Source organism: Fibrobacter sp. UWH4 (assembly GCF_900142475.1).
Taxonomy (GTDB): domain Bacteria; phylum Fibrobacterota; class Fibrobacteria; order Fibrobacterales; family Fibrobacteraceae; genus Fibrobacter.
The window spans coordinates 123,828-143,920 of the sequence record NZ_FRAY01000006.1 but is presented as its reverse complement, the minus strand read 5'-3'; the positions used below and the strand labels follow the sequence as shown (position 1 = coordinate 143,920).

17 protein-coding genes are annotated in these 20,093 nt (G+C 54.8%); 14 read left to right on the top strand and 3 right to left on the bottom strand.

Features of this window, described 5'->3' with window-relative positions; all coding sequences use genetic code 11:
- Window positions 1–3: 3 nt before the first annotated feature.
- Window positions 4–477, bottom strand: coding sequence for a cytochrome c (locus BUA93_RS12130; RefSeq protein WP_139258035.1), 474 nt, complete (start codon window positions 475–477; stop codon window positions 4–6).
- 268 nt (window positions 478–745) lie between these two features.
- Between BUA93_RS12130 and BUA93_RS12125 the strand changes: the two genes are divergently transcribed.
- The 10 genes from BUA93_RS12125 to BUA93_RS12080 all read left to right on the top strand — a co-directional run bounded on the left by BUA93_RS12125 (window position 746) and on the right by BUA93_RS12080 (window position 12,827).
- Window positions 746–1,765 carry a GDSL-type esterase/lipase family protein gene (locus tag BUA93_RS12125; RefSeq protein ID WP_254793973.1) on the top strand — a complete coding sequence of 340 codons (1,020 nt, stop codon included), beginning with the start codon at window positions 746–748 and terminating at the stop codon, window positions 1,763–1,765.
- Between the two features lie 124 nt (window positions 1,766–1,889).
- Window positions 1,890–3,218: a GGDEF domain-containing protein gene (locus BUA93_RS12120; RefSeq protein ID WP_072979794.1), complete on the top strand. Its 1,329-nt coding sequence runs from the start codon at window positions 1,890–1,892 to the stop codon at window positions 3,216–3,218.
- 37 nt (window positions 3,219–3,255) lie between these two features.
- Entirely contained in the window at window positions 3,256–3,663 is a 408-nt protein-coding gene (locus BUA93_RS12115; protein WP_072979792.1) for a hypothetical protein, read from the top strand.
- 46 nt (window positions 3,664–3,709) lie between these two features.
- Window positions 3,710–4,546: a TIGR02147 family protein gene (locus BUA93_RS12110; RefSeq protein WP_072979790.1), complete on the top strand. Its 837-nt coding sequence runs from the start codon at window positions 3,710–3,712 to the stop codon at window positions 4,544–4,546.
- Window positions 4,543–6,249 (top strand): hypothetical protein, encoded by a 1,707-nt coding sequence (locus BUA93_RS12105; protein ID WP_072979788.1) that lies wholly within the window; start codon window positions 4,543–4,545, stop codon window positions 6,247–6,249. Before BUA93_RS12110 ends, BUA93_RS12105 begins: the two co-directional genes overlap by 4 nt.
- Window positions 6,250–6,848: 599 nt before the next feature.
- Window positions 6,849–7,736, top strand: coding sequence for a polyprenyl synthetase family protein (locus tag BUA93_RS12100; RefSeq protein ID WP_072979786.1), 888 nt, complete (start codon window positions 6,849–6,851; stop codon window positions 7,734–7,736).
- Window positions 7,736–9,604: a 1-deoxy-D-xylulose-5-phosphate synthase gene (gene dxs, locus BUA93_RS12095; RefSeq protein WP_072979784.1), complete on the top strand. Its 1,869-nt coding sequence runs from the start codon at window positions 7,736–7,738 to the stop codon at window positions 9,602–9,604. Before BUA93_RS12100 ends, dxs begins: the two co-directional genes overlap by 1 nt.
- Window positions 9,601–10,866, top strand: a complete 1,266-nt coding sequence (locus BUA93_RS12090; protein ID WP_072979782.1) for a TrmH family RNA methyltransferase — start codon at window positions 9,601–9,603, stop codon at window positions 10,864–10,866. Before dxs ends, BUA93_RS12090 begins: the two co-directional genes overlap by 4 nt.
- Window positions 10,866–11,759: an orotidine-5'-phosphate decarboxylase gene (pyrF, locus tag BUA93_RS12085; protein ID WP_072979780.1), complete on the top strand. Its 894-nt coding sequence runs from the start codon at window positions 10,866–10,868 to the stop codon at window positions 11,757–11,759. Before BUA93_RS12090 ends, pyrF begins: the two co-directional genes overlap by 1 nt.
- 93 nt (window positions 11,760–11,852) lie before the next feature.
- On the top strand, window positions 11,853–12,827 hold the full coding sequence (locus BUA93_RS12080; protein WP_139258031.1) for a hypothetical protein: 975 nt from the start codon (window positions 11,853–11,855) through the stop codon (window positions 12,825–12,827).
- Window positions 12,828–12,951: 124 nt separating this feature from the next.
- Here the strand turns inward: BUA93_RS12080 and BUA93_RS12075 are convergent, their stop codons facing one another.
- The gene (locus BUA93_RS12075) at window positions 12,952–13,728 is read right to left on the bottom strand and encodes a hypothetical protein (RefSeq protein ID WP_072979776.1); all 777 of its coding nucleotides are present in this window, start codon (window positions 13,726–13,728) and stop codon (window positions 12,952–12,954) included.
- Complete coding sequence (locus tag BUA93_RS12070) at window positions 13,722–14,729, bottom strand: MlaD family protein (RefSeq protein ID WP_072979775.1); 1,008 nt, start codon at window positions 14,727–14,729, stop codon at window positions 13,722–13,724. The genes BUA93_RS12075 and BUA93_RS12070 overlap by 7 nt, the downstream gene beginning before the upstream one ends.
- Before the next feature lie 139 nt (window positions 14,730–14,868).
- On the opposite strand from BUA93_RS12070, the gene BUA93_RS12065 reads away from it, so the two are divergent.
- Genes BUA93_RS12065 through BUA93_RS12050 form a run of 4 tightly spaced genes read left to right on the top strand, consistent with a single transcriptional unit; the run spans window position 14,869 to window position 19,999 of the window.
- The gene (locus BUA93_RS12065) at window positions 14,869–16,110 is read left to right on the top strand and encodes a M18 family aminopeptidase (protein WP_072979773.1); all 1,242 of its coding nucleotides are present in this window, start codon (window positions 14,869–14,871) and stop codon (window positions 16,108–16,110) included.
- A 21-nt stretch (window positions 16,111–16,131) separates the two neighbouring features.
- Complete coding sequence (locus BUA93_RS12060; protein ID WP_072979771.1) at window positions 16,132–16,578, top strand: GtrA family protein; 447 nt, start codon at window positions 16,132–16,134, stop codon at window positions 16,576–16,578.
- Between the two features lie 2 nt (window positions 16,579–16,580).
- Window positions 16,581–18,233: an NAD(P)/FAD-dependent oxidoreductase gene (locus BUA93_RS12055; RefSeq protein ID WP_072979769.1), complete on the top strand. Its 1,653-nt coding sequence runs from the start codon at window positions 16,581–16,583 to the stop codon at window positions 18,231–18,233.
- An 11-nt stretch (window positions 18,234–18,244) separates the two neighbouring features.
- Window positions 18,245–19,999 (top strand): hypothetical protein, encoded by a 1,755-nt coding sequence (locus BUA93_RS12050; protein ID WP_072979767.1) that lies wholly within the window; start codon window positions 18,245–18,247, stop codon window positions 19,997–19,999.
- Window positions 20,000–20,093: the final 94 nt, after the last annotated feature.

Sequence of the window (20,093 nt, the reverse complement as noted above, 5' to 3'; positions counted from 1 at the left end):
CCGCTACGGGAGCGTCTGCGCAAATCCCGCGATGTCGATAAGGTCCTGCAGCTCCAGCTCGTCGATGTAGGCGGCCATGCTGCGTTCCTTGTCGCCGAAGTTCATCTGGTACCAGAAGGTGGGCATTTCCTCGCGGGCGCGCTGTCCTATGAATGCGGGCGGTTCGTAGTAGGGCGCGAAGTTGAAGCGCTTTCCGTCGCTTCCGTGGCAGGGCCTGCAGTTCTGGTAGAAGAGCTCTTTGCCGCGCGTGATGTTTGCTCCCTTGATTTTCCCGTCCTTGTCGAGCAGCTTGTACACGAGAAGGGCCATGCGGGCGTCTTCGCGGGTGAGCGTGTCTCCCGGTGAACCCGGTTCGGGTTGGAGGGCTGGCTTTTCTTTCACGGTGGAATCGCTATCGGCAAAGGCGGAAACTCCGAGCAGCAACCCGTATGCCGCCACTAGGAAAAGTCCCCAACATATTTGCCGATTGAAACGCATGCATTCAATTTAGCTAAATCTGAAATCCGAATTAAAGTATGTTCCATTCCAGGAACAATCAATTCTGAAATCCGAAATCTGAAATCCGAATTCATCTGCGTTCCGTTCTAGCGACAATCAACTCTGAATTCCGAATTCTGAATTCCGAATTCCGAAATCCGAATTCTGAATTTACTACTATTCCCCCATGCGTTGTTTGAATAGGGTCAAATCGTCTTTGGCAGGTATCGCCCTGCTGTCCGTTTTTTCTTTTGGAGCGGAGGTCTCTGTGGACAAGTTTTCCGAAAATCTGTTGTTTAGCGGTCGCTGGGAACACGGCAAGGAATTCAGCCGCACGAGTGCCCCGGCAGCCATGGTGCAGTTCAATGCACAGGCCAAGTCGCTGGAATTCGAGCTGGAAGGCGAGGCGCGCTTCCGCGTAGACGAAGACGGCAGGCAGATTGCGGTACTTACGACAAATTCACGCTCTGTGAACAAAGTAAAAACTTCGGGGGACGGCTCTGTGCATCGTTACCGTCTGATCAAGATTAGCGAGAGCAATCCCGGTGGCGTGCGCCTTTACAAGGTCTCTACCGACAAGGCGGGCAAGTTTGCCGCTCCGCCCAAACAGAGCAATCGGCGCATCGAATTTATCGGTGACTCGTTTACGGTCGGCTTCGGAAACGAAGGCCGGAACGGTGAAGATGAATCGCTGGTGTTCGAAAAGACGAACGCGTCCAGGAGTTACGCTTTCCTGATTGCCGACGGCTTCAAGGCTGATTTCCAGGTGAACGCCTTTAGCGGTCGCGGTCTCGTGCGCAACTACGACAACATCGTGCCCGAGTGGCCTGTGCCGCGCCTTTACGAGTATACGGTCCCGGGCGAGGCTCCGGGGGACCTTGCGAATGGCCTGGCCGATGCGTCGCTGCGTTATGATTTCGATTCGTTCCATCCCCAGGTTATCGTTATCTTTATCGGGATCAACGATTTTCAGGGAAACCCGCCCTATGCCGACAAGGGCGCCTTCAAGAAGGCCTATGCGGGGCTGCTTGAAAAGCTCCGCAAGGCTCATCCGGGCGTAAAGTTCCTGCTGTTGTCTACCAAGGTATGGCCCAACGACGACTTGACTCCTACGGTAAAGTCCATTTACGACGTCGAAGTGGCCGCGGGTAAGCGCGATCTGGAATTCATGACGCTCCAGACGGCCAACGTGGCGCTGCTCGGACATCCGGATATCCATTCCCACGAAGACATGGCGAAGGCGATCCGTTCGCTGGTCGGGCGTCTGGGCCGCTGGCTTTCTCGCTAGTTATCCCCGAAAACGGGGGCTTTATCACGTAAATCTGCAAAGAGGCACTCTGTTTTATGAAAAAACAGTTGCCTTTTTTTTGTTTTTTATATATTTAAAACTAGATTTACGCTGGATTTCGTCTATGTCTAGGATATTTGAAAAGATTTATGTGCTGTTCAGGATGAACATCCTGATTTTCGTGCTTTTGGCCGTGACGGTCATCGCGCTTTTCGCGTATCAGAATGGGCTTGATGTGATTGAGCCTCTGTACCTGCACGACTATCCTTATTTGATGGCAGAGACGGACTCTGCGGATGGCGGCGCCTCGGCCGTGAAACTTTCCCGTACCGATTCCTCCATTATCGTGGACTACGAACTCAAGGAAGGCTATGCCTACCCGTATGTGGGCGTGAAGATTTTCCTGGGCGACGGCAAGACGCGCGGCAAGGACCTTTCCCGTTTCGACAGTATTTTCGTGTGGGTGAAGCCCCGTGGCGAAGGTACGGTCCGTCTCTACATGCGCGGGTACGACAGCACGTTCTCCCGTCCGGGGGACGAAACCTCGCTCAAGTTCAACGAAATTGAATTCTACCCGCTCGAAGAAACCTATCCGGCTGTATTTGTGCCGCAGGAATTCCGCGTGGCGGGCTGGTGGGTAGCCCAGAACGAGATCAACGTTCACAAGGCGAGGGTTGACCTCTCGAATATCCCCCTGATCGAGATCCAAACGGGCACGAATGCTCCGCTCGGGTACGGGACGCTCGAAATCAAGGGCCTCTGCTTCAAGGGCAAGAAGATCGAGAAGGAAGAGCTTGCGACGGCGTTGGTCGCCCTCTGGTTCATTACCTTCTTTGTTATCCTTGTGATCCGCTTCTTTGACTACAGTCGCGAACGCGCGGCCAACAAGAAGAAACGCGAAGAGCTTGAAAAGAACCTGCGCGCCCTCGAGATCGAGAAGAGCGAATACGAAAAGTCCAGCAAGGAAGACCCGCTGACGGGCTGCCTGAACCGTGCCGGCTTCAGCAGCGTGCTCATGCGCGAACAGGAAAATCTGCAAAAGAACGACAGCCCCGTGTCCTTCGTGATCCTGGATATCGACCACTTCAAGCACGTGAACGATACTTACGGTCACATGGTGGGCGACGAAGTCCTGGTGAACCTCGCGAAGCTTATCCAGAGCAAGATCCGCAATACCGATGCGCTTGTGCGTTGGGGCGGCGAAGAATTCGTGATCCTCTGCGGCGACACGCCGATCCAGAATGCCCAGTTCCTTGCCGAAAAGCTCCGCATGGCGATCGAGAACACGCAGCTGATCAAGCAGCAGAAGATTACCTGCTCCTTCGGTATTGCCGAGATGATTGCCGGCGAAGACCCGAAGCGCCTGTTCGAACGCGCCGACAAGGCCCTGTACGCCTCCAAGGAAAACGGCCGTAACCGCGTGACGAGCGCGACCTTCCGCCATACCAGGTAAGTTCGGAATTCGGAATTCAGAATTCGGAATCTAAATCATGAAAAATCTTATTAAGAACGTGGCAATCCGATTCACGATTGCCTTTTTCTTGTTAATTGCTTTTTTGCTCGCGGGCTGCGCCAAGAAGGAGCCTGAAGTAGACTTCAAGCCGGTCCAGATACACTGGAACCTGGCCGAGGGCGAAGACGAGTCGCAGATGCCCCGCAAGGACAACTGTGTGATCTTGCTCACGGGGCGCTTGATGGGCGAAGCCCCGGTGCAGGCCTCCCAGACGGGCGAACTGAACTACGAGGTCACCGTTTCCCGTAACGCGAAAAAACCGGAAATCCTTGATTTTAGCGGAATTTGCGCGGATTTGTCGATGGCGGATGCCCCGGAATGCAGGTGGTCGGCCACCTGCGATGCCGACCTCGAAATCGTTGTAAAGTTCGACAACGGAGATTAGGGCCGTTGCATAGTATTTTGAGTATCAAGGATTTATCTTTATTGGTATGAAGAAGATTTTTGAATACACGGACTATCGCGAGTGGTTGAGGGATGCTTTTGAGGATTTTAAGCAGCGCAAGACTGTCATTTCGTGGCGTTACATGGCCATGAAGATGGGCGCCGATCCGGGCAACCTCCTTCGCGTTTCTCAGGGCAAGATCCACTTGCCCCTGAGTCTGATACAGCCCGCCGCAGACTTCTTCGAACTCGAAGGCAAGGAAGCCGACTATTGGGCCGAGATGGTGTATTTCGGCCGAGCCAAGACCGATGCCGACGCGCTCCAGCACTACGAGCGCATGCAGGCTCTCAAGGGCGTCTCGCTCAAGTTGCTGCAGAAGAAGGAACTCGAGTTCTACCGTCACTGGTACTACAACGCCATCCGTTCCGTGATAGGCATCTGCAAGTTCAAGGATGATTACCAGGGGCTCGCCGAAAGCTGCACCCCGAACATTACCGAGAAGGAGGCCCGCGACGCGGTAAAGCTGCTGGCCGACCTCAACATGATTTCGATGGACCGCGACGGATACTGGAAGGTGAACGACACCTTCGTGTCTACCGGCGGAAACTGGCGCTCCCAGGCCGTGCGCGCCTTCCAGCACGAGACGATCCGCCTTGCCGATGAATCCCTCGACAGGCATCAGCCGTTCCTCAGGGATATCAGCACGGTCACCATGACTTTTTGCATGGACGATATCCAGCTCTTGCGCGAAAAGATTAACGCTTTCCGTGAAGATTTACTACGTTTATCCCAAGAAGGGACGGATGACGATACTGTGTTCCAGTTGAACATCCAGATGTTCCCGCTCGCGTTCACCAAACCTCTGAAGGAGAAAGGAAAATGAGAAAATCGCTCGCTCTTTTGCCTTTGCTCTCGCTCACGGTAGCGGGGTTGGTGGCCTGTAACAATAGCAATGATGTCGCTGGCGGTCCGGGTAGCATTACCACGAACGGAATCGCGCTTGTCGACGGTAAACCCGCGTCTTACGCGACGGTGGCGCTCCGCAAGGTGGACTTCAGGGCCGAACAGCCTGTCGAAGAGAATGCGCTGGTGGTGGCCGATTCCTATGCCGACGAAAAGGGTAACTTCAAGGTGGAAATCCCTGCCGGGGGCAAGTATCGCCTGACGGTGCTGCATGACGGCGTGGCTTACTCCAAGGAACTGTCCCGTGATGAATTTGCCGTGGTGGGCGAATCTACGGCTCCCGATACGGTGAACCTTTCTGCGACTGCCGTGATGGCGGGCGTTGTCGACATTCCCGAGGGGGATTCCTCTGTCTGGGTCGGCATTGTCGGAACCGATGTGCTGGTGAAGACCGATGCGGCGGGCTGGTTCGCGCTGTCGGCGTTGCCGGCGAACGATTCCCTTGTGCTCTACTTCGTAAGTGAAAATTTCGCCCAGAATCTGGGATCACAGTCGGTCTACGTGACTCCGCGTGAATCGCTGATGAAGGATTACCGTAGCGTGATTCCTGGCGATACCTCGTCTAAGGATACGGCGCAAAAGGATACCGCCGCCCCGCTCCCGCAGGTGTTGGCGCTCATGGGAGATGGCTCTCCTGCGGCCTATGCGACGGTGGCACTCCGCGCCGCCGGTGCGATGGTTGATAGTTATGTTGTTCAAAATGCAATGGCTGAATCCGATCTCCGCGCCGATAAGCAGGGGCGTTTCGATATGGAATGGCCTACCAAGGGTGACTTCCGTCTGACGGTCGTAAAGGATGGCTTTGCATTCTCCAAGGTGTATAGCGCCAAGGAACTTGCCGGCCTCGATACGGTCCGCCTTTCGGCTACCGCCTCGATTTCGAGCAAGGTAACGCTCCGTTCGGTGGATACCGCGGTGTGGGTGGGCGTCTATGGCCTCGATTTGTTGGTCAAGACGAATAACGTGGGCGCCTACGTGCTTCCGAATGTTCCTGCGAACGATGAACTCGGCATCTACTTTGTGACGGCGGATTCCGCCAATGGCCTTTATGCCGAATGGAATGCCTTTGCCGAACCGAACAGCACCGAGTTCTTGAGCCCCGTAAAGGTGCTCCAGGATTTTGAAGACGGTGCAAGCGGCTGGTATGTGAATACCGATTCCCTGAAGAAGGGAACGACCATTACGCCTGCAGTGTATGCGAAAGACGGCGTCGAGTACGATTCTACCCGCAAGTCCAACGTGTTCCACGCGAAATATAAGCTGGCCAACGATGGCTACGCCTGGGCGCTTGTGGGAACGTCCTTTGTGCATTACATGAATCTTGCCGCCATTGATTCTGTTGTATTCTATGCAAAGGGCGACGGAAATATCCGCCTTTCGCTGGAAAACTACATCGATCCGTCCAAGAACCTGAAGGCAGCCACCGAGTGGATAAAGCTCTCGAAGGACTGGACGCGCATCAGCGTGAACCCTGCGGAACTGTGCGTAGGTAGCGCCACCGACGAAAGCTGCTTCACTACCTGGAGCACCATCAAGGGTTATGTCAAGCAGTTCCACATCTTCGTGCAGGACGGCACTGAATTCTACATCGACGACGTGACGCTTTACGGCGCATTGTTCTAGTCCGTAGAGCATGTTGCGGACCGAATCGCATTTTTCGTCTATGTGTTCGGAGTGCCCGTAAGTTGCGGTCGCTCGAGTGCCCGCAGGGCGCGATAGGGGCAATCTTGATTAGCTTTGTTTTCCCGGCCCCCGGCTTTGGTGCCGGGATTTCTTTTTGCGTGTCCGGTATGCTCCTTTGGCGCTTGTTACGCCCCTTTGCGCGACCACCTTACATACTAAACACTTGAAAAAGGCCGATTAGTATGTAAATTTTCACGATTTTGACCTTCAAAATTGGCATTTTTTTATCTTGAAAAGCTCCCAAACTGCACTTTTCGGGCAATTTTGCCCCCATTTTTACATACTAATTGGGTTGAAATTCGTTTTTAGTATGTAAGCCCCCTGAAAAATTGTGTGAATAAATTAATCAAAAGGAACCCTGCTCAAGGAGGACTGTGTCGAATCGCTTTTGCGCCCCGAGAATGGGACGTCAGCCCTGGAAATGCTTTGATTCCCTTGCAAAAAGCGGACGCAGAAACGGCTGTTATCGAGGGGTTCAGGCATTGTTTCCGGCTTGTCAAGGCTTGTATAGGTGCCCGAAATTAAGTATCTTTGTGCTTATGGAAAATCTTGAAAAAGAAGCATCTGCTGCCCTTGATTACCTTTCCCGCATCTCGAAGGAAGCGGAAAAGAAGTTTGATGAATTTTTGCCGCCCGTCGCCGACCGTCCGGAAAGGCTCCACGAGGCGATGCGTTATTCGATGTTCGCCGGTGGAAAGAGACTCCGTCCGGCACTTGTTCGCGCTGCGTTTGACATGTTCGGTGGAAAGGGCGATTCGGTGGATTACGCCATGAGCGCCCTCGAAATGCTCCACACCTTCAGCTTGATTCACGATGACCTGCCCTGCATCGACAACGATGGCTTTAGGCGCGGGAAACCCACGAGCCACAAGCAGTTCGGCGAAGCCACCGCCGTCATGGCTGGCGATGCCCTTTGCATTCTCGCTTTCGAGCTGATGGGCAAGACCGGCAACGCGAAGGCGATTGAAGTCCTCGCACATCTGCTGGGTACCTACGGCATGATCGGTGGCGAAATGATCGACATCGAGTGCGAAGGCAAGAAGGTCGATCTCGAAATTGTCGACTACATCCATTACCACAAGACGGCGGCCCTGATCGAGGCTTCCCTGGAAGTGGGCGCGCGCCTTGCAGGTGCAAGCGAAGGCGACATCAAGATTGTTCGCGACTACGGTCGTTCCATTGGCCTTGCGTTCCAGATTGTGGACGACATTCTGGATATCGTTTCGACGACCGAGGAACTGGGCAAGGATGCCGGTTCCGACATCGAAAAGGGTAAGGCGACGTACCCGGCGCTGGTGGGCCTCGAAAAGTCCCGCGAACGTGCGCATGAACTGTACGAGGAATCGCTCAAGGCTTTGGACGGCCTCAAGTGCGATACCACGATCCTGCGCTCCATTGCCGCATTCATCATTACCAGGGTTAAATAATGGACCTTAAGAATATCAAGTCCCCCCAGGACATAAAGCATTGCTCGGTAGAGGAGCTTTACAACCTGGCGTCGCAGATCCGCGAGACCATCATCGGTCAAGTGGCTAAGCATGGCGGTCACCTGGCGTCTAGCCTGGGTGTGGTGGAACTGACGCTCGCTCTGCATTATGTGTTTAACGCCCCCGACGACAAGATCGTGTGGGACGTGGGACACCAGGCTTACGTTCACAAGCTTTTGACGGGTCGTTTCGACCGTTTCGACACGCTTCGCCAGCAGGGCGGTATTTCGGGATTCTTGAAGAGGAACGAGAGCGAGTACGACTGCTACGGTGCAGGGCATGCGACGACCTCGATTTCTGCCGCGCTCGGTTTCGCGGTGGCCCGTGACCATTTCAAGCGTAAGAACAGCGTGGTGGCCGTTATCGGTGACGGTTCCATGACTGGCGGTATGGCCTACGAGGCCATCAACAATGCGGGGCTTTCGAAGCAGAACATGACCATCATCTTGAACGACAACAAGATGAGCATCGCCCCGAACGTGGGTAACTTCAGCAAGTACCTGAACCGCGTGATTTCGGACCCGGTCTACAACAAGATGCGTTCGGACTTGGACCGCCTGATGAAACGCCTGCCGGGCATTTTGGGATCGCGTTTCCGTGACTTGTTCCTGCAGGCGGAACGCGCCGCGAAGACTGCGGTAAAGCCGGGTCGTTTCTTTGAAGACCTGGGCATTCGTTACTTTGGCCCGATTGACGGTCACGACATCAACGAACTCATTATGCTGTTGCAGCGCGTCAAGGAACAGCCGGGCCCGTGCCTGGTGCATATCTTGACCGAGAAGGGCCGCGGACTTGATGCTGCCGTGAAGAACCCGACCAAGTGGCACGGCATTGGACCTTTCGACCCCGAAAGCGGTTTGCCGCTTTCTCCGGGGAGTCCGAATCCGTCGCTCACGCATGTGTTCGGTCAGACACTTTTGGAACTCGCGAAGAAGGACGACCGCATTATCGGCATTACGGCTGCCATGCCTACCGGTTGCGGTATGGATATCGTTGCCCGTGAACTTCCGGATCGCGTGATTGACGTGGGCATTGCCGAAGAACATGCGCTCACGTTTGCCTCTGGCCTTGCCTGCGACGGCGTGGTGCCGGTGGTCGCGATTTATTCGAGCTTTATGCAGCGCGCCTACGACCAGATTATGCACGACATTGCCTTGCAGAACTTGCACGTGGTGATGGTGCTTGACCGTGCGGGGCTTGTCGGGGCCGACGGCCCGACTCACCATGGCGCGTTCGACTTGTCTTACCTGCGCACGGTGCCGGGCATTACCATCTTGGCGCCGAGCAACGAAAACGAACTGCGCGACATGGTGCGCGCGGCTATCGACATGAAGGGTCCTGTCGCGATCCGATACCCGCGCGGCACCGCCCTCGAAGAACACCTGAAACCCGCTCCCGAGACCGTGGACGTGAAGCTCCCGAAGGTCTTGGAAGAAGGCAAGGACATCTTGCTTTTGGGTGCAGGGTTCATGACAAACGAACTCAAGAAGACGGCAGCCGTTCTCCGCGAAAACGGAAAGAGCGCGACAGTCGTGGATGCACGCATTATCAAGCCGCTGGATACCGAGGCTTACCGCAAGCTCTTTGATGCACACAAGACGATTGTGACCCTCGAAGACAACACGCTGGTGGGCGGTTTCGGTTCTGCCGTGGCTGAACTCATTGCCGATCTCGGTTACACCGACAAGCGCCTGTTGCGTTTCGGCCTGCCGGATCATTTTGTGGAACAGGGTGAAATTCCTGCCTTGTTCAAGCTTTTGAAAATTGACGGGGAATCCGTCGCCAAACAAATCATGGAAAAAGTATGAGCGAAGAAAATAAAAACCGCACCGTAAAAGTGACTCTGGACCGTAAGTTCGGAGTGAGCGAAAAGCCTGAACGTCGTCCGCGCCGTGACGATGACCGCGAAGAACGTGGTGGCCGCGAAGGCCGTTCTTTCGACGATCGCAGGGGCGACCGCAAGTTTGGCGACCGTAAGCCTTTTGGTGATCGTGGCGACCGCCGTTTTAATCGCGATGGCGAAGGTGAGGGCCGTTTCAACCGTGACCGCCGCCCGCGTCGCGACGGTGATGACCGTGGCTCCTTCGGAGGCCGCGAAGGTCGCCGCCCGTTCGGTGACAGGGGCCGCTCCTTTGGCGGCGACCGTCGCCCGCGCCGCGAATTTGCATCTGCAGGTGCTCCGATTTACCGCCAGCGCCCCGAAGAACAGAAGGAAGAAGTCGAAGAAGTATTGGACGAAGCCGCACTCGAAGCCCGCGTGGCCGAAGTCGAGGCTAGCGAAGATTCCAACTTCAACCCGCCTTGGTTCAAGCGCATGCTCGCCCTCACGACCGAAAAGGGGCGCGAACGCGAAGGTCGCTTCCTCGGCGAAGGCGTGCACGTGGTGCAGGAACTGGTGTCCAACCACCGCGAACTCGTTCTCGGCGTGTACGTGACCGAAGCTTTCAACGACGAAGCCTTGATTGAACAAATTAACGAAGCCGAAATCAAGCTGAACGTTCTCACCGACGAACAGATGAAGAAGATTTCTTCGACCGTGACGACGCAGGGTATTGTTGCCGTGGCGCGTATCGCAAGCAAGAAGCCGGTGTACGAATCCAGCCGCAGCGTGATTACGCTCGTGGATGCCGTGCAGGATCCGGGTAACCTCGGTACGCTTTTCCGCACGAGCCTCGGTTTCGGTTCCGACGGCATGATTCTTGGCCGCGGTACCGTGAGCCCGTTCAACCCGAAGGTGGTGCGCGGTTCCTCGGGAACCTTCCTCCGCGTGCCTTTCGAATTCGGCGTCGATCTCGTGGACCAGATCAATTTCCTCCGTAGCAAGGGCTACACCATTATCGCGACCGATTTGCACGCCAAGCAGTCCCTGCGCCAGATTCCGCAGAACAAGCTCCGCAAGATGGCGTTCCTCGTGGGTAACGAAGGTGCAGGTACCAACCCGTACTTCATCGAACTCGCCGACGAAACGGTGAAGATTCCGATGAGCAGCGAACTCGAATCCTTGAACGTCGCCGTCGCTCACGGTATCCTCAGCTACGAAGCCGCCCAGATTCAAGAGGAACTTAAGTAATGAACTTCCAGGCCCGTTTAGAAGAACGTATCGCCAAGTGCGGTAACCCGATTTGCCTCGGCATGGATCCGGTCATGAAGCTGATCGACCCGTGCTGCCCCGAAGGTAGTGCCGAAGACAAGATCAAGCGTTTCTATTCCGAAATTCTGGAATGCTGCCTCAAGCGTAATGTAACGCCCGCCGTGGTGAAGCCGAATAGCGCTTACTACGAATGCGTGAGCGTGCAGGCGATGCTCGTGTTGCAGCAGCTGATTGCCGACTACAAGAGCGCCGGTATCCCCGTTATTTTGGATGCAAAGCGTGGTGACATCGGTAAGTCGAGCGCGGCCTACGCAACTGCCGCTTACGATGTGTACAAGGCCGATGCCGTGACGGTTTCCCCGTGGATGGGTGCCGATTCCGTGGGCCCGTTCATTCGCGAAAATTCCGAAAACGGTGCGTACGTCTTGCTCCGCACGAGCAACAAGGGCGCCCACGACTTCCAGGATTTGCCGGTGTCCCGTAGCGACGACCCGCGCGACGTTGCCGAAGCCTTCTATTCCGTGGCCGACAAGATTATGGAATGGGACGCAAGCCTCGGTTACCTCGGTGCCGTCGTCGGTGCAACCCACCCCGAAGAACTCGAAAAGATTACCGCTTACACGGTGGCCCACAAGCACGAAATTCCGTTCCTGATTCCGGGTGTGTCTATTCCTGGTGTTCCGGGCGGTCAGGGCGGTGATGCCAAGACGGTGCTTACCGCTATTGCAAACGGTGGCGGCAAGCGCAAGTTCCACGTGCTCAACAGCTCGAGTGGACTCAACTTTGCCTACCAGCGCAGCGGTCACCCTGAGAACTTCGCAAACGATTGCGTAGATGCTCTGGAAAAACTCGCGGAGGCCTGTGTTATCTAGAATTTAGATCTTAGAGCTTAGAACTTAGATTATTTTTTCTAAGCTCTACCAACTAAGTTCTTGTAACTCTGAACTCTGAAATCTGAATTGCCTATGCGTTTCCTAGTTGTCATATTGTTCGCTATCGCAGTTATCGCGGCGGCCTTCCATTTCGCGAAGCCGCTTCCCGGTACAAACTTCGACGAGTCCTTCTTGCCGAAGGCTTCGACGGTACATTATGTGGCGGCAGGTCATGACGCATCGGTGGCGGGACTTTTCTGGATTAAGGGTTTGACTGAACTCGGCGAAAGCTACCTGACCGGCAAGGAATATGCCTATCTGGGCCATGTGGCGGAACTTTCGACGAGTCTCGATTCCCTGTTCTACACGCCGTATTACTTTGTCGGTGGCGTGACTCCCATTGACGCACCGGATACTTCCGATTTCTCGGTATTGCGCCGCGCCAGCCGCGTTTACCCCGAGAACTGGCGCCTTTCCTTGTACTACGCGCTTCGACTTGGTCGCGGCCCGTACCCGAACAAGACCGAGGCGGCGAACGTGATGCGCAAGTATTTCGATAGTCCGGACACGACGATTCCCGACCATATCCGTACGATTTACCGTAGCTTTGAAATTGACGAAATGCAGACGGAAACGGCGCTTGAAACGGTGCTGAACGACGTGATGCAGCCGCGCTTCAAGAAGTTCCGTGCGAGCTTCTACTCAAAGATTCTAAGGTTGATCGGCTACAAGGGCTTGATTAACGATGTGGAAAAGGACGAACATTACCAGAAGGTGAAAACGCTTGTCGACGGTATGGCCGACGGCAAGATCCACCCGGCAATCGTCTACCGCGAGCTCCTCGCCATGAAGAAAATCCGTGACGACGAACTCGCGGAAGAAGCAAAGAAGTCGGCGGAAGCCAAGGCGAAAGAAACCGCTGATTCTACGGCGGTTGTCGACTCTACGGTGGTAACGGATACGACAGTTGCAGCGGATTTATCCGTCGTCGACTCTACGGCAACTACGGAAGCAACCTCTGTCGATACGCCCGCGGTCGTTGATACGACTGCTGCGATAAAAGAATAATTTGTTTGTAAAATAATTCGCCGCATCTCGTTAGACGCGGCGTTTTTTTAGGATTCTGAATTCCGAACTCTGAACTCTGAAATCTGAATTCTGAACTCTGAACTCTGAACTCCGAATTCGAAAGCTATTCCCCGCAGCGTTTGGCGTTGTTCGGGAGGCCCATCAGTTCAAAGGCGTTCTTGCAGCGGAGTTTCAAGTCCGTTGCTTCTTTTTTGGAGACGCTTTTCAGCTGCGAACGGAGGTAAAGGATGTTCGCCGTGTTGTAGGGCTTGTTCGCCTTGATCGCTTTTTCTTCGGCGACACGGTAGAGCGAATCTGCGTTGTCCTTGTTGGAAAGGTCAGCCATGCGGGCGGCGGTGAAGGCGTAGAAACCCCCGTCCTTGTCGGTGCGCTTGCCTAGCATCTTGAACGATTCGCTGGCGCGGCTCTGGTCGCGGTTTGCGGTGTAGGCGATTGCGCATCCGCCGTAGAAGGCGGCCTGCACGTTTTCGTCGGCGGACTTGAGCGACTTTTCGTTGTAGGAGTCGCATATCCTGACGGCGTCGGAAAACTTGTTGCGGTCACTCAGGAGCGCCACTTTCGTCTTGGCTAGCTGGATTCTTGTGCTATTGTCGAGGACGTTTTCACGGACGATTGAAAGGAGGGAATCCGCAAAATCAAGGTCAAGGCTCATGGTTCTGATCTGCGCCATGGCAATCAGTACGCGGGCTTCGGACAGGAGGTCGGCTTCCTTGCGGCTCGCGAGCAGGGCGCGTTCCAGCTGGCCGTAACCCTTTGCGAATTTTCCGCTGTCAAACGAGCGTTGGGCCCGGTAAGAAAGGATGCCCGATTCGGAGGCGCTGGCGATGGTACCTGCGGCAAGCATCGCGACAAGAATCTGCTTGAGTCTGCGCGTTACCATAGGGTCTCCACCATGAACGGCACCGAGTCCTTGCTAGGCAGGGAACGCTTCACGATCCACATGTTCGAAACGCCTGCCATCAGGTCGTCTGCATTCTGGAGCGTCTGCTCCGTCGCTTCCATAAAGTCCGAAAGTCCGGTAGTCACGAGGCTTACTTCGTTCAGCAGTCCGTCGACCCGGTTGAAGGTGTTGTCCACCTTGCCCATCATGCCGTCGACATTTCCCAGGAGGTTGTCGAGTTTTTGCGGCACGGGTTGCAGCTCGTTCATCATGCCCGAGACATTGTCTGCGATATTGTCCACCTTGCCCAGGAGAACCGGGACCTGCACCTGTATCGTATCGAACAGGCCTGATGCCTGGTTAAGCACCTTCTTGCCGGAGTACGTGATGTCGTCGAGACGGTTGAGCTGGCGGTTTAAGTTGTCGTAAAGGAGGCGAGACCCGAAAAGGGCACCGATGGTCGTTCCTGTATCCAGGGCCATTCCGACAAGGGTGTCGGCGGCGTTGATCAACTTGCTGACTCTTCCCAGGAGCTCGTTGGCGGTTTCGATCACGGTTTCGATATCCTGCGCATCTCCGGGTTTCAGGAAGTCTTCGTCTTGCAGCACGCGGCCCTTGCCACGGCGAATGTCGATGTTGACGACACGAGCCGAAATGAGGTTCTGGTCGCGGATTGCGAAAACTTCGGCACTGTCGGTAATCAGGTTCTGGTACTGCTTGCGAATCTTGAAATGCATGACGACGCCGTTGCCTTCGACTTCTATACTGTCGATTTGGCCGACGTCCACGCCGCTGATCTGGACCTTGGTACCTGCGTGCAGGCCGAACGCCTTGTTGAATCGGCTTTGCAGGTGGTATTCTTCGACTCCGATAATTCCTTCGTCGAAAAGTTTCGCGTAAAGCACGATAGCAAACACCATGACGGAAACGGTAAAGAAGACTCCGACCAGAAGGCCGGAAATTTCCATCCAGTTGATTCCTTTTAATGGTTTGAATGCCATGCTAAGAATATAGTAATAGAACTTAGAATTTAGAGCTTAGTGCTTAAAATTTAGAGCTTAGAGCATAGATTATTCTTCTAAGTTCTACCAACTAAGTTCTACCAACAATTACCTAACCACTGAATCCTATATTTACTTCATGGATTTTTTTGAATTTTTGAATAAATCGGTAACGCCGTACCATACGGTGGATAGCCTCAAGGGTCTTGTTGACAGTGGGAAAGATGAAAAATTTCAGTTGTTCGAACGCGGCGGCGCCCTGATTGCCGTCCGTCCGCCAAAGGAAGTTTGTTCTGACTCGAAATTCAGGATTGCCCTGGCGCATACGGATTTCCCGACTCTCAAGATTACGCCGGATCCCGATGGCGCTGCGGCGGGAGTGCGTACGTTGCACCCCGAGATTTACGGCAGTCCGCTTTTTACCAGCTGGCTCGATCGCGACCTGGGTTATGCGGGCTTGATCGCCTATGAACAGGACGGCCGTTTACGTACAAAATTGGTCCGTGGCGAAAAGTTGTTCCGTATTCCGCAGCTTGCCGTGCACCTGAACCGTGGCGTGAACCAGGACGGCCTCAAGGTTAACCCGCAGACGGACCTGAATGCGCTTTGGACCGCCATCGGCGGTAAGGAAAACTTTACAGATGCTTTGGCGGCGGAATTGCCCGCCGGGGCGAAGCTTCTGGATTTCGACATCCAGCTGTTCGACGCGCAACCGGCGCAGCTTGGCGGCTTTGACGACGAATGGATTTACTCGGGTCGCCTTGATAACTTGAGCAGTTGCCACGCCATTGCCGAGGCTTTTGCCGCAGCCCTCGCCCTTGAAAAGGATTTTCAGGTGGCCGCTTTCTTCAATAACGAGGAGGTCGGTTCCGAGACCCGCGAAGGTGCCAGCGGAAACTTCCTGAAGAGCGTATTCGAAGAGGTTCTATCTTCATTTACACAAACCTCAAAGCGAGCTTGCGAGCGATCTCTTTCCTCGATTCTTGCAGATTCGTTTGCATTGTCAATAGATATGGCGCACGCCTGCCATCCGAACTTTGTGCAGAAACATGAAAGCAACCATGCCCCCGTATTGGGTGGCGGTGTCGTGTTGAAGGTGAATTCGCAAAAGCGCTATGCCAGCGACGTATTCTCGAACGCGCGTTTCAAACTGCTTTGTGAACAAAGTAACATTCCGTACCAGACTTTCGTGATGCGTAACGATATGCCCTGCGGCTCGACGGTGGGGCCTGCCATTTCTGCCAGTCTTGGGATTCCGACGGTGGATATTGGCGAACCCATGCTCAGTATGCACAGTATCCGCGAAATGACGGCCGTTGCGGATCACGAAAAAATGACAAAACTGGTATCTGCGTTGTACGGTAGCTCAAATCTGCCCTAGATTAGTTACATTTACACACGCATGTTTGCTGATAAGATAAAAGCGATTCGCGGCAGGTTCCCGCGCAAGTCCCTGTTGGGGCAGTTTTTGCGTTACCTGGTGACGGGGGGCCTCGCCTTCGTTGTCGATTTTGGCCTGTTCGCCTTGTGCCTTTATGTGTTTGACTGGCATTACCTGCTTGCGAACTTGGTCGGCCTGGTTGCGGGGCTTGTGCTCAACTATACCATGAGTATCGTGTGGGTGTTTACGGCTTGCGAAAGGACTCTCGAAAAACGCAAGGTGATGGAGTTCTCGCTGTTCGCGCTTGTGGGAATTGCCGGTGTCGGTATCAACCAGCTGCTGATGTTTTTGATGGTGGGCGTGTTTGACTGGAACGAGATGGTCTCCAAGATGGTGGCCGCGGTTCTTGTTCTGATGTGGAATTTTGGGGCGCGCAAGTTGATGCTGTTCCGAGAAAGGAAGGAGTGATTATGGTTGCTGAAAATAGTGGAAAGAAGATTGCCGTGATTGCGGGTGCGGGCCCTGCGGGACTCACCTGCGCGCTGGAACTTTTGCGTACGACGGATGTGAAACCCGTGATTTTCGAGGCCGAAGATGTTATCGGCGGTATTTCGCGCACGGCGCGTTACAACGGCAACCGCATGGATATCGGCGGTCACCGCTTTTTCAGCAAGAGCGATACGGTGATGGACTGGTGGCAGGGAATCTTGCCGTTGCAGGGTGCCGCGAGCAAGGACGACATTGCTATTGGCCGCAAGGTGCCGCTGGTCGAAGGTGGCTCCGATCCCGAGAAGACGGACTACGTGATGCTTTGCCGCAGCCGTCTTTCCCGCATCCTTTTCTTACGCAAGCTCTTTGACTATCCGGTTTCGTTGAATGGCGACACCATCCGTAACCTCGGGCTGTGGCGCATGTTCAAGATTGGCATGAGCTACCTCAAGGTGCAGCTGCTGCCCGCCCGTAAGGAAAAAAGCCTCGAAGACTTCATGATCAACCGCTTTGGCGTGGAACTGTACCGCACGTTCTTCCGCGATTACACCGAGAAGGTGTGGGGCGTGCCCTGCAGCAAGATCAGCCCCGACTGGGGCGGCCAGCGCATCAAGGGACTCTCGATTACCAAGACCGTGGTGCACGCGCTCAAGCAGATTTTTGCCGGCAAGAAGAAGACTGAAGCTGGTGCCGCGAACGGTGCGGACATCCGCCAGAAGGATACCGAGACGAGCCTTATCGGGCAGTTCCTTTACCCGAAATTCGGCCCTGGCCAGCTTTGGGAAACGGTCGCCGAGAAGGTGCAGGAAATGGGCGGCGAAATCCGCATGAATTCGAAGGTGGTGGGCGTGAACCGCTCCGCCGACGGCAAGCGTATCGAAAGCGTGGTTGTTGAATCCCGTGCGGCAGACGGAAACGTTTCGACCGAAACGGTCGCCTGCGACTACTTCCTCAGCACGATGCCCGTGAAGGAACTTGTCGCCGCGATGGACAATGAAAAGAACCCGGTACCGGCGGAAGTTCGCCGCGTATCCGACGGCCTTGTGTACCGCGACTTCATTACCGTGGGGCTCCTGCTCGACGAACTGCTCATCAAGAACCCGGCGAAGCCCGGCACTCCCGAAAGCAAGCTCAAGTTCGTGGCGGACAACTGGATTTATGTGCAGGAGTCCGACGTGAAACTCGGCCGCATCCAGATTTTCAACAACTGGAGCCCCTACCTGGTGGCCGACCCGAGCAAGGTCTGGATTGGCCTCGAATACTTCGCGACCGAGGGCGACGAAATGTGGCGCATGCCCGATGCCGACTTCATCAAGTTCGCGATTGCGGAACTCGACAAGATTCACGTGGCAAAGCCCGCGTCCGTCCGCGATTCTGTGGTGTTCCATATCAAGAAGGCGTACCCCGCCTACTTCGGCACCTATGGCGAATTCGACAAGGTGCGCGCCTATGTGGACCCCATCGAGAACCTTTTCCTGATGGGCCGCAACGGCATGCACAAGTACAACAACATGGACCACAGCATGCTCGCAGCCATGGAAGTCGCGAAATGCATCCGCGAAAATTCTACCGACAAGACTGCCCTCTGGAACGTGAATAGCGAAGAAGAATACCACGAAGGCAAGAAAGCGTAGCGGTGCCTCTGATGAAAAAATTGCTCGGAATTTTCAGGCTCCCTGAACTCTATTGTGCATTGCTGTTGGCGGCAAGCCTCGTCGTCGGTTTTGCGTTGAGGGTTTCAGTCGAAAACGTCGTGCTGAGGCAGGGCGCTTCTATGGAGAAAGTAAGCCTTCCCGTTACCAAGAAAATGCGGGATGGGGAAGTGTTCCAGGTTGAACTGGATATCAAGAATGTCTACCGTACTCCGTACGACCTGCGCGTGGTTCCCGACGATTGCGCCGAGGGAATTGTAATCAATGGACAAAATCTGGAAATCAGGTCGGAGCCGGGGCGCTGTAATTTTACGAAAGGTTTCCTGCTGGACGACAGCGTGACTGCGCCGCATCGGGTGGGCGACAGGACTCACTATACGTTCTACCTGAAGAACAACGGCGGAAATGCAGGACTGAATGTATTTATCTACCAGACGTCGTTCTTGACACGTGTGGCGAATGTCGGCGCGGTGGTCTTTTTTGCGTTGCTCTGCATGTTTGTGGCGCGGCGGTTCAAGTTGCGCGGTGGAATCCTTTTCCTCTTTTTGTTAGGAGTGCTCCTCAGGACGGTGTTTTTTGCGAACGTGCCGTACACGACTTACTCGAACGATGTTGACGGGCATGTTGCCTACGTACAGTACGTCCTCGACAACCATGCCATTCCTGGAGTCGATGACTGCTGGACTTGTTACCATCCGCCGGTTTATTACGTAACGGCAGCTCCTGCGTTCGTTCTGGGGAACTGGATGGGAGTTACGGGAACGACGGGGTTGCAGGCGTTCAGCTTGCTGCTGTCGGTGCTCACGCTTTTCCTTGGAATCCTGTTCCTGAAGAATTTCATGTCGGGCGGTGCGCTTGGAATTGCATCGCTGCTGTGGACGATGTGGCCTGTGCTGATTTTGATGTCGCCCCGCATCGGTAACGACCAGATGTTCTGCCTGATGCATGTGCTTTGCTTGTGGGGCGGTGTAAAGTATTTCAACGAAGGTCGTGGCAAGTTCCTGATTGTGGCGGTCCTTGCAGCGGCACTTGCGGTGTGGACCAAGACGACGGGCGTGGTGACCATCGGGATGGTTTTCCTGTTTGCCGTTGGCGGTTACGTTCGGAGCGCGAGGCTTTTGCACCCGACAAAGTCCGAGGTGGTGGCGTGGGTGTTTTTTGCGTTGCTCCTTGCGGGGCTCGCTTTGCAGAAATTGCTCGGCGATGCGGACCTGGTGGGCAATTCGAGCGGCCTGAACGGACGGTTGAGGGTTGGCAACGAGGCGTTCAACTACATTTTCTTTGACTTGAAATCCTTCGTGACGCATCCTTACACGAGTGCTTGGAACGAGGAATGGGGACGCGAGTTCTTCTGGAATTATGCGTTCAAGTCGTCGATGTTCGGTGAATTTGAACTGGTGCGCAACGAGACCGGTAGGACGCTCGCGACCTTGATGAGCGTGTCTTTCCTCGGACTCATGGTGTATGCGGCCCGCGGATTCTGGAAGACGAAACTGCAAGCGATGCACTGGATTCTGTTGTTGCAGGCGGCGGCGTTCTTTGGCGCGCTGATGGTCTTGCGTATCAAGGTGCCGTTCTCTTGCAGCAACGACTTCAGGTACATTGCACCGGTCGTGTTGAGCATGATACCCTTCATGGCGACGGGAATTACCCTGGAAGGCTCTTCGGTCAAGTGGAAAGTGCTCGGTTACGCGCTGGTGGCGACATTTGCCTTGAGCACGGTGATTTTGTATATTCTTGCTATGTAGAAACAAGTTAGTTCGGGACGGCGAACTCTAGGTTCCTGAGCTCGGTTGGTGAGCCTGCCGAACCATGCCGAATGGCCGAGCTATCCATGGAAGA

Excerpts from the sequence above, each read along its gene's own strand:
- BUA93_RS12130 (WP_139258035.1), bottom strand. The coding sequence starts at position 477 with ATGCGTTTCAATCGGCAAATATGTTGGGGACTTTTCCTAGTGGCGGCA.
- BUA93_RS12120 (WP_072979794.1), top strand. The coding sequence starts at position 1,890 with ATGTCTAGGATATTTGAAAAGATTTATGTGCTGTTCAGGATGAACATC.
- BUA93_RS12115 (WP_072979792.1), top strand. The coding sequence starts at position 3,256 with ATGAAAAATCTTATTAAGAACGTGGCAATCCGATTCACGATTGCCTTT.
- BUA93_RS12110 (WP_072979790.1), top strand. The coding sequence starts at position 3,710 with ATGAAGAAGATTTTTGAATACACGGACTATCGCGAGTGGTTGAGGGAT.
- BUA93_RS12105 (WP_072979788.1), top strand. The coding sequence starts at position 4,543 with ATGAGAAAATCGCTCGCTCTTTTGCCTTTGCTCTCGCTCACGGTAGCG.
- BUA93_RS12100 (WP_072979786.1), top strand. The coding sequence starts at position 6,849 with ATGGAAAATCTTGAAAAAGAAGCATCTGCTGCCCTTGATTACCTTTCC.
- dxs (WP_072979784.1), top strand. The coding sequence starts at position 7,736 with ATGGACCTTAAGAATATCAAGTCCCCCCAGGACATAAAGCATTGCTCG.
- BUA93_RS12090 (WP_072979782.1), top strand. The coding sequence starts at position 9,601 with ATGAGCGAAGAAAATAAAAACCGCACCGTAAAAGTGACTCTGGACCGT.
- pyrF (WP_072979780.1), top strand. The coding sequence starts at position 10,866 with ATGAACTTCCAGGCCCGTTTAGAAGAACGTATCGCCAAGTGCGGTAAC.
- BUA93_RS12080 (WP_139258031.1), top strand. The coding sequence starts at position 11,853 with ATGCGTTTCCTAGTTGTCATATTGTTCGCTATCGCAGTTATCGCGGCG.
- BUA93_RS12075 (WP_072979776.1), bottom strand. The coding sequence starts at position 13,728 with ATGGTAACGCGCAGACTCAAGCAGATTCTTGTCGCGATGCTTGCCGCA.
- BUA93_RS12070 (WP_072979775.1), bottom strand. The coding sequence starts at position 14,729 with ATGGCATTCAAACCATTAAAAGGAATCAACTGGATGGAAATTTCCGGC.
- BUA93_RS12065 (WP_072979773.1), top strand. The coding sequence starts at position 14,869 with ATGGATTTTTTTGAATTTTTGAATAAATCGGTAACGCCGTACCATACG.
- BUA93_RS12060 (WP_072979771.1), top strand. The coding sequence starts at position 16,132 with ATGTTTGCTGATAAGATAAAAGCGATTCGCGGCAGGTTCCCGCGCAAG.
- BUA93_RS12055 (WP_072979769.1), top strand. The coding sequence starts at position 16,581 with ATGGTTGCTGAAAATAGTGGAAAGAAGATTGCCGTGATTGCGGGTGCG.
- BUA93_RS12050 (WP_072979767.1), top strand. The coding sequence starts at position 18,245 with ATGAAAAAATTGCTCGGAATTTTCAGGCTCCCTGAACTCTATTGTGCA.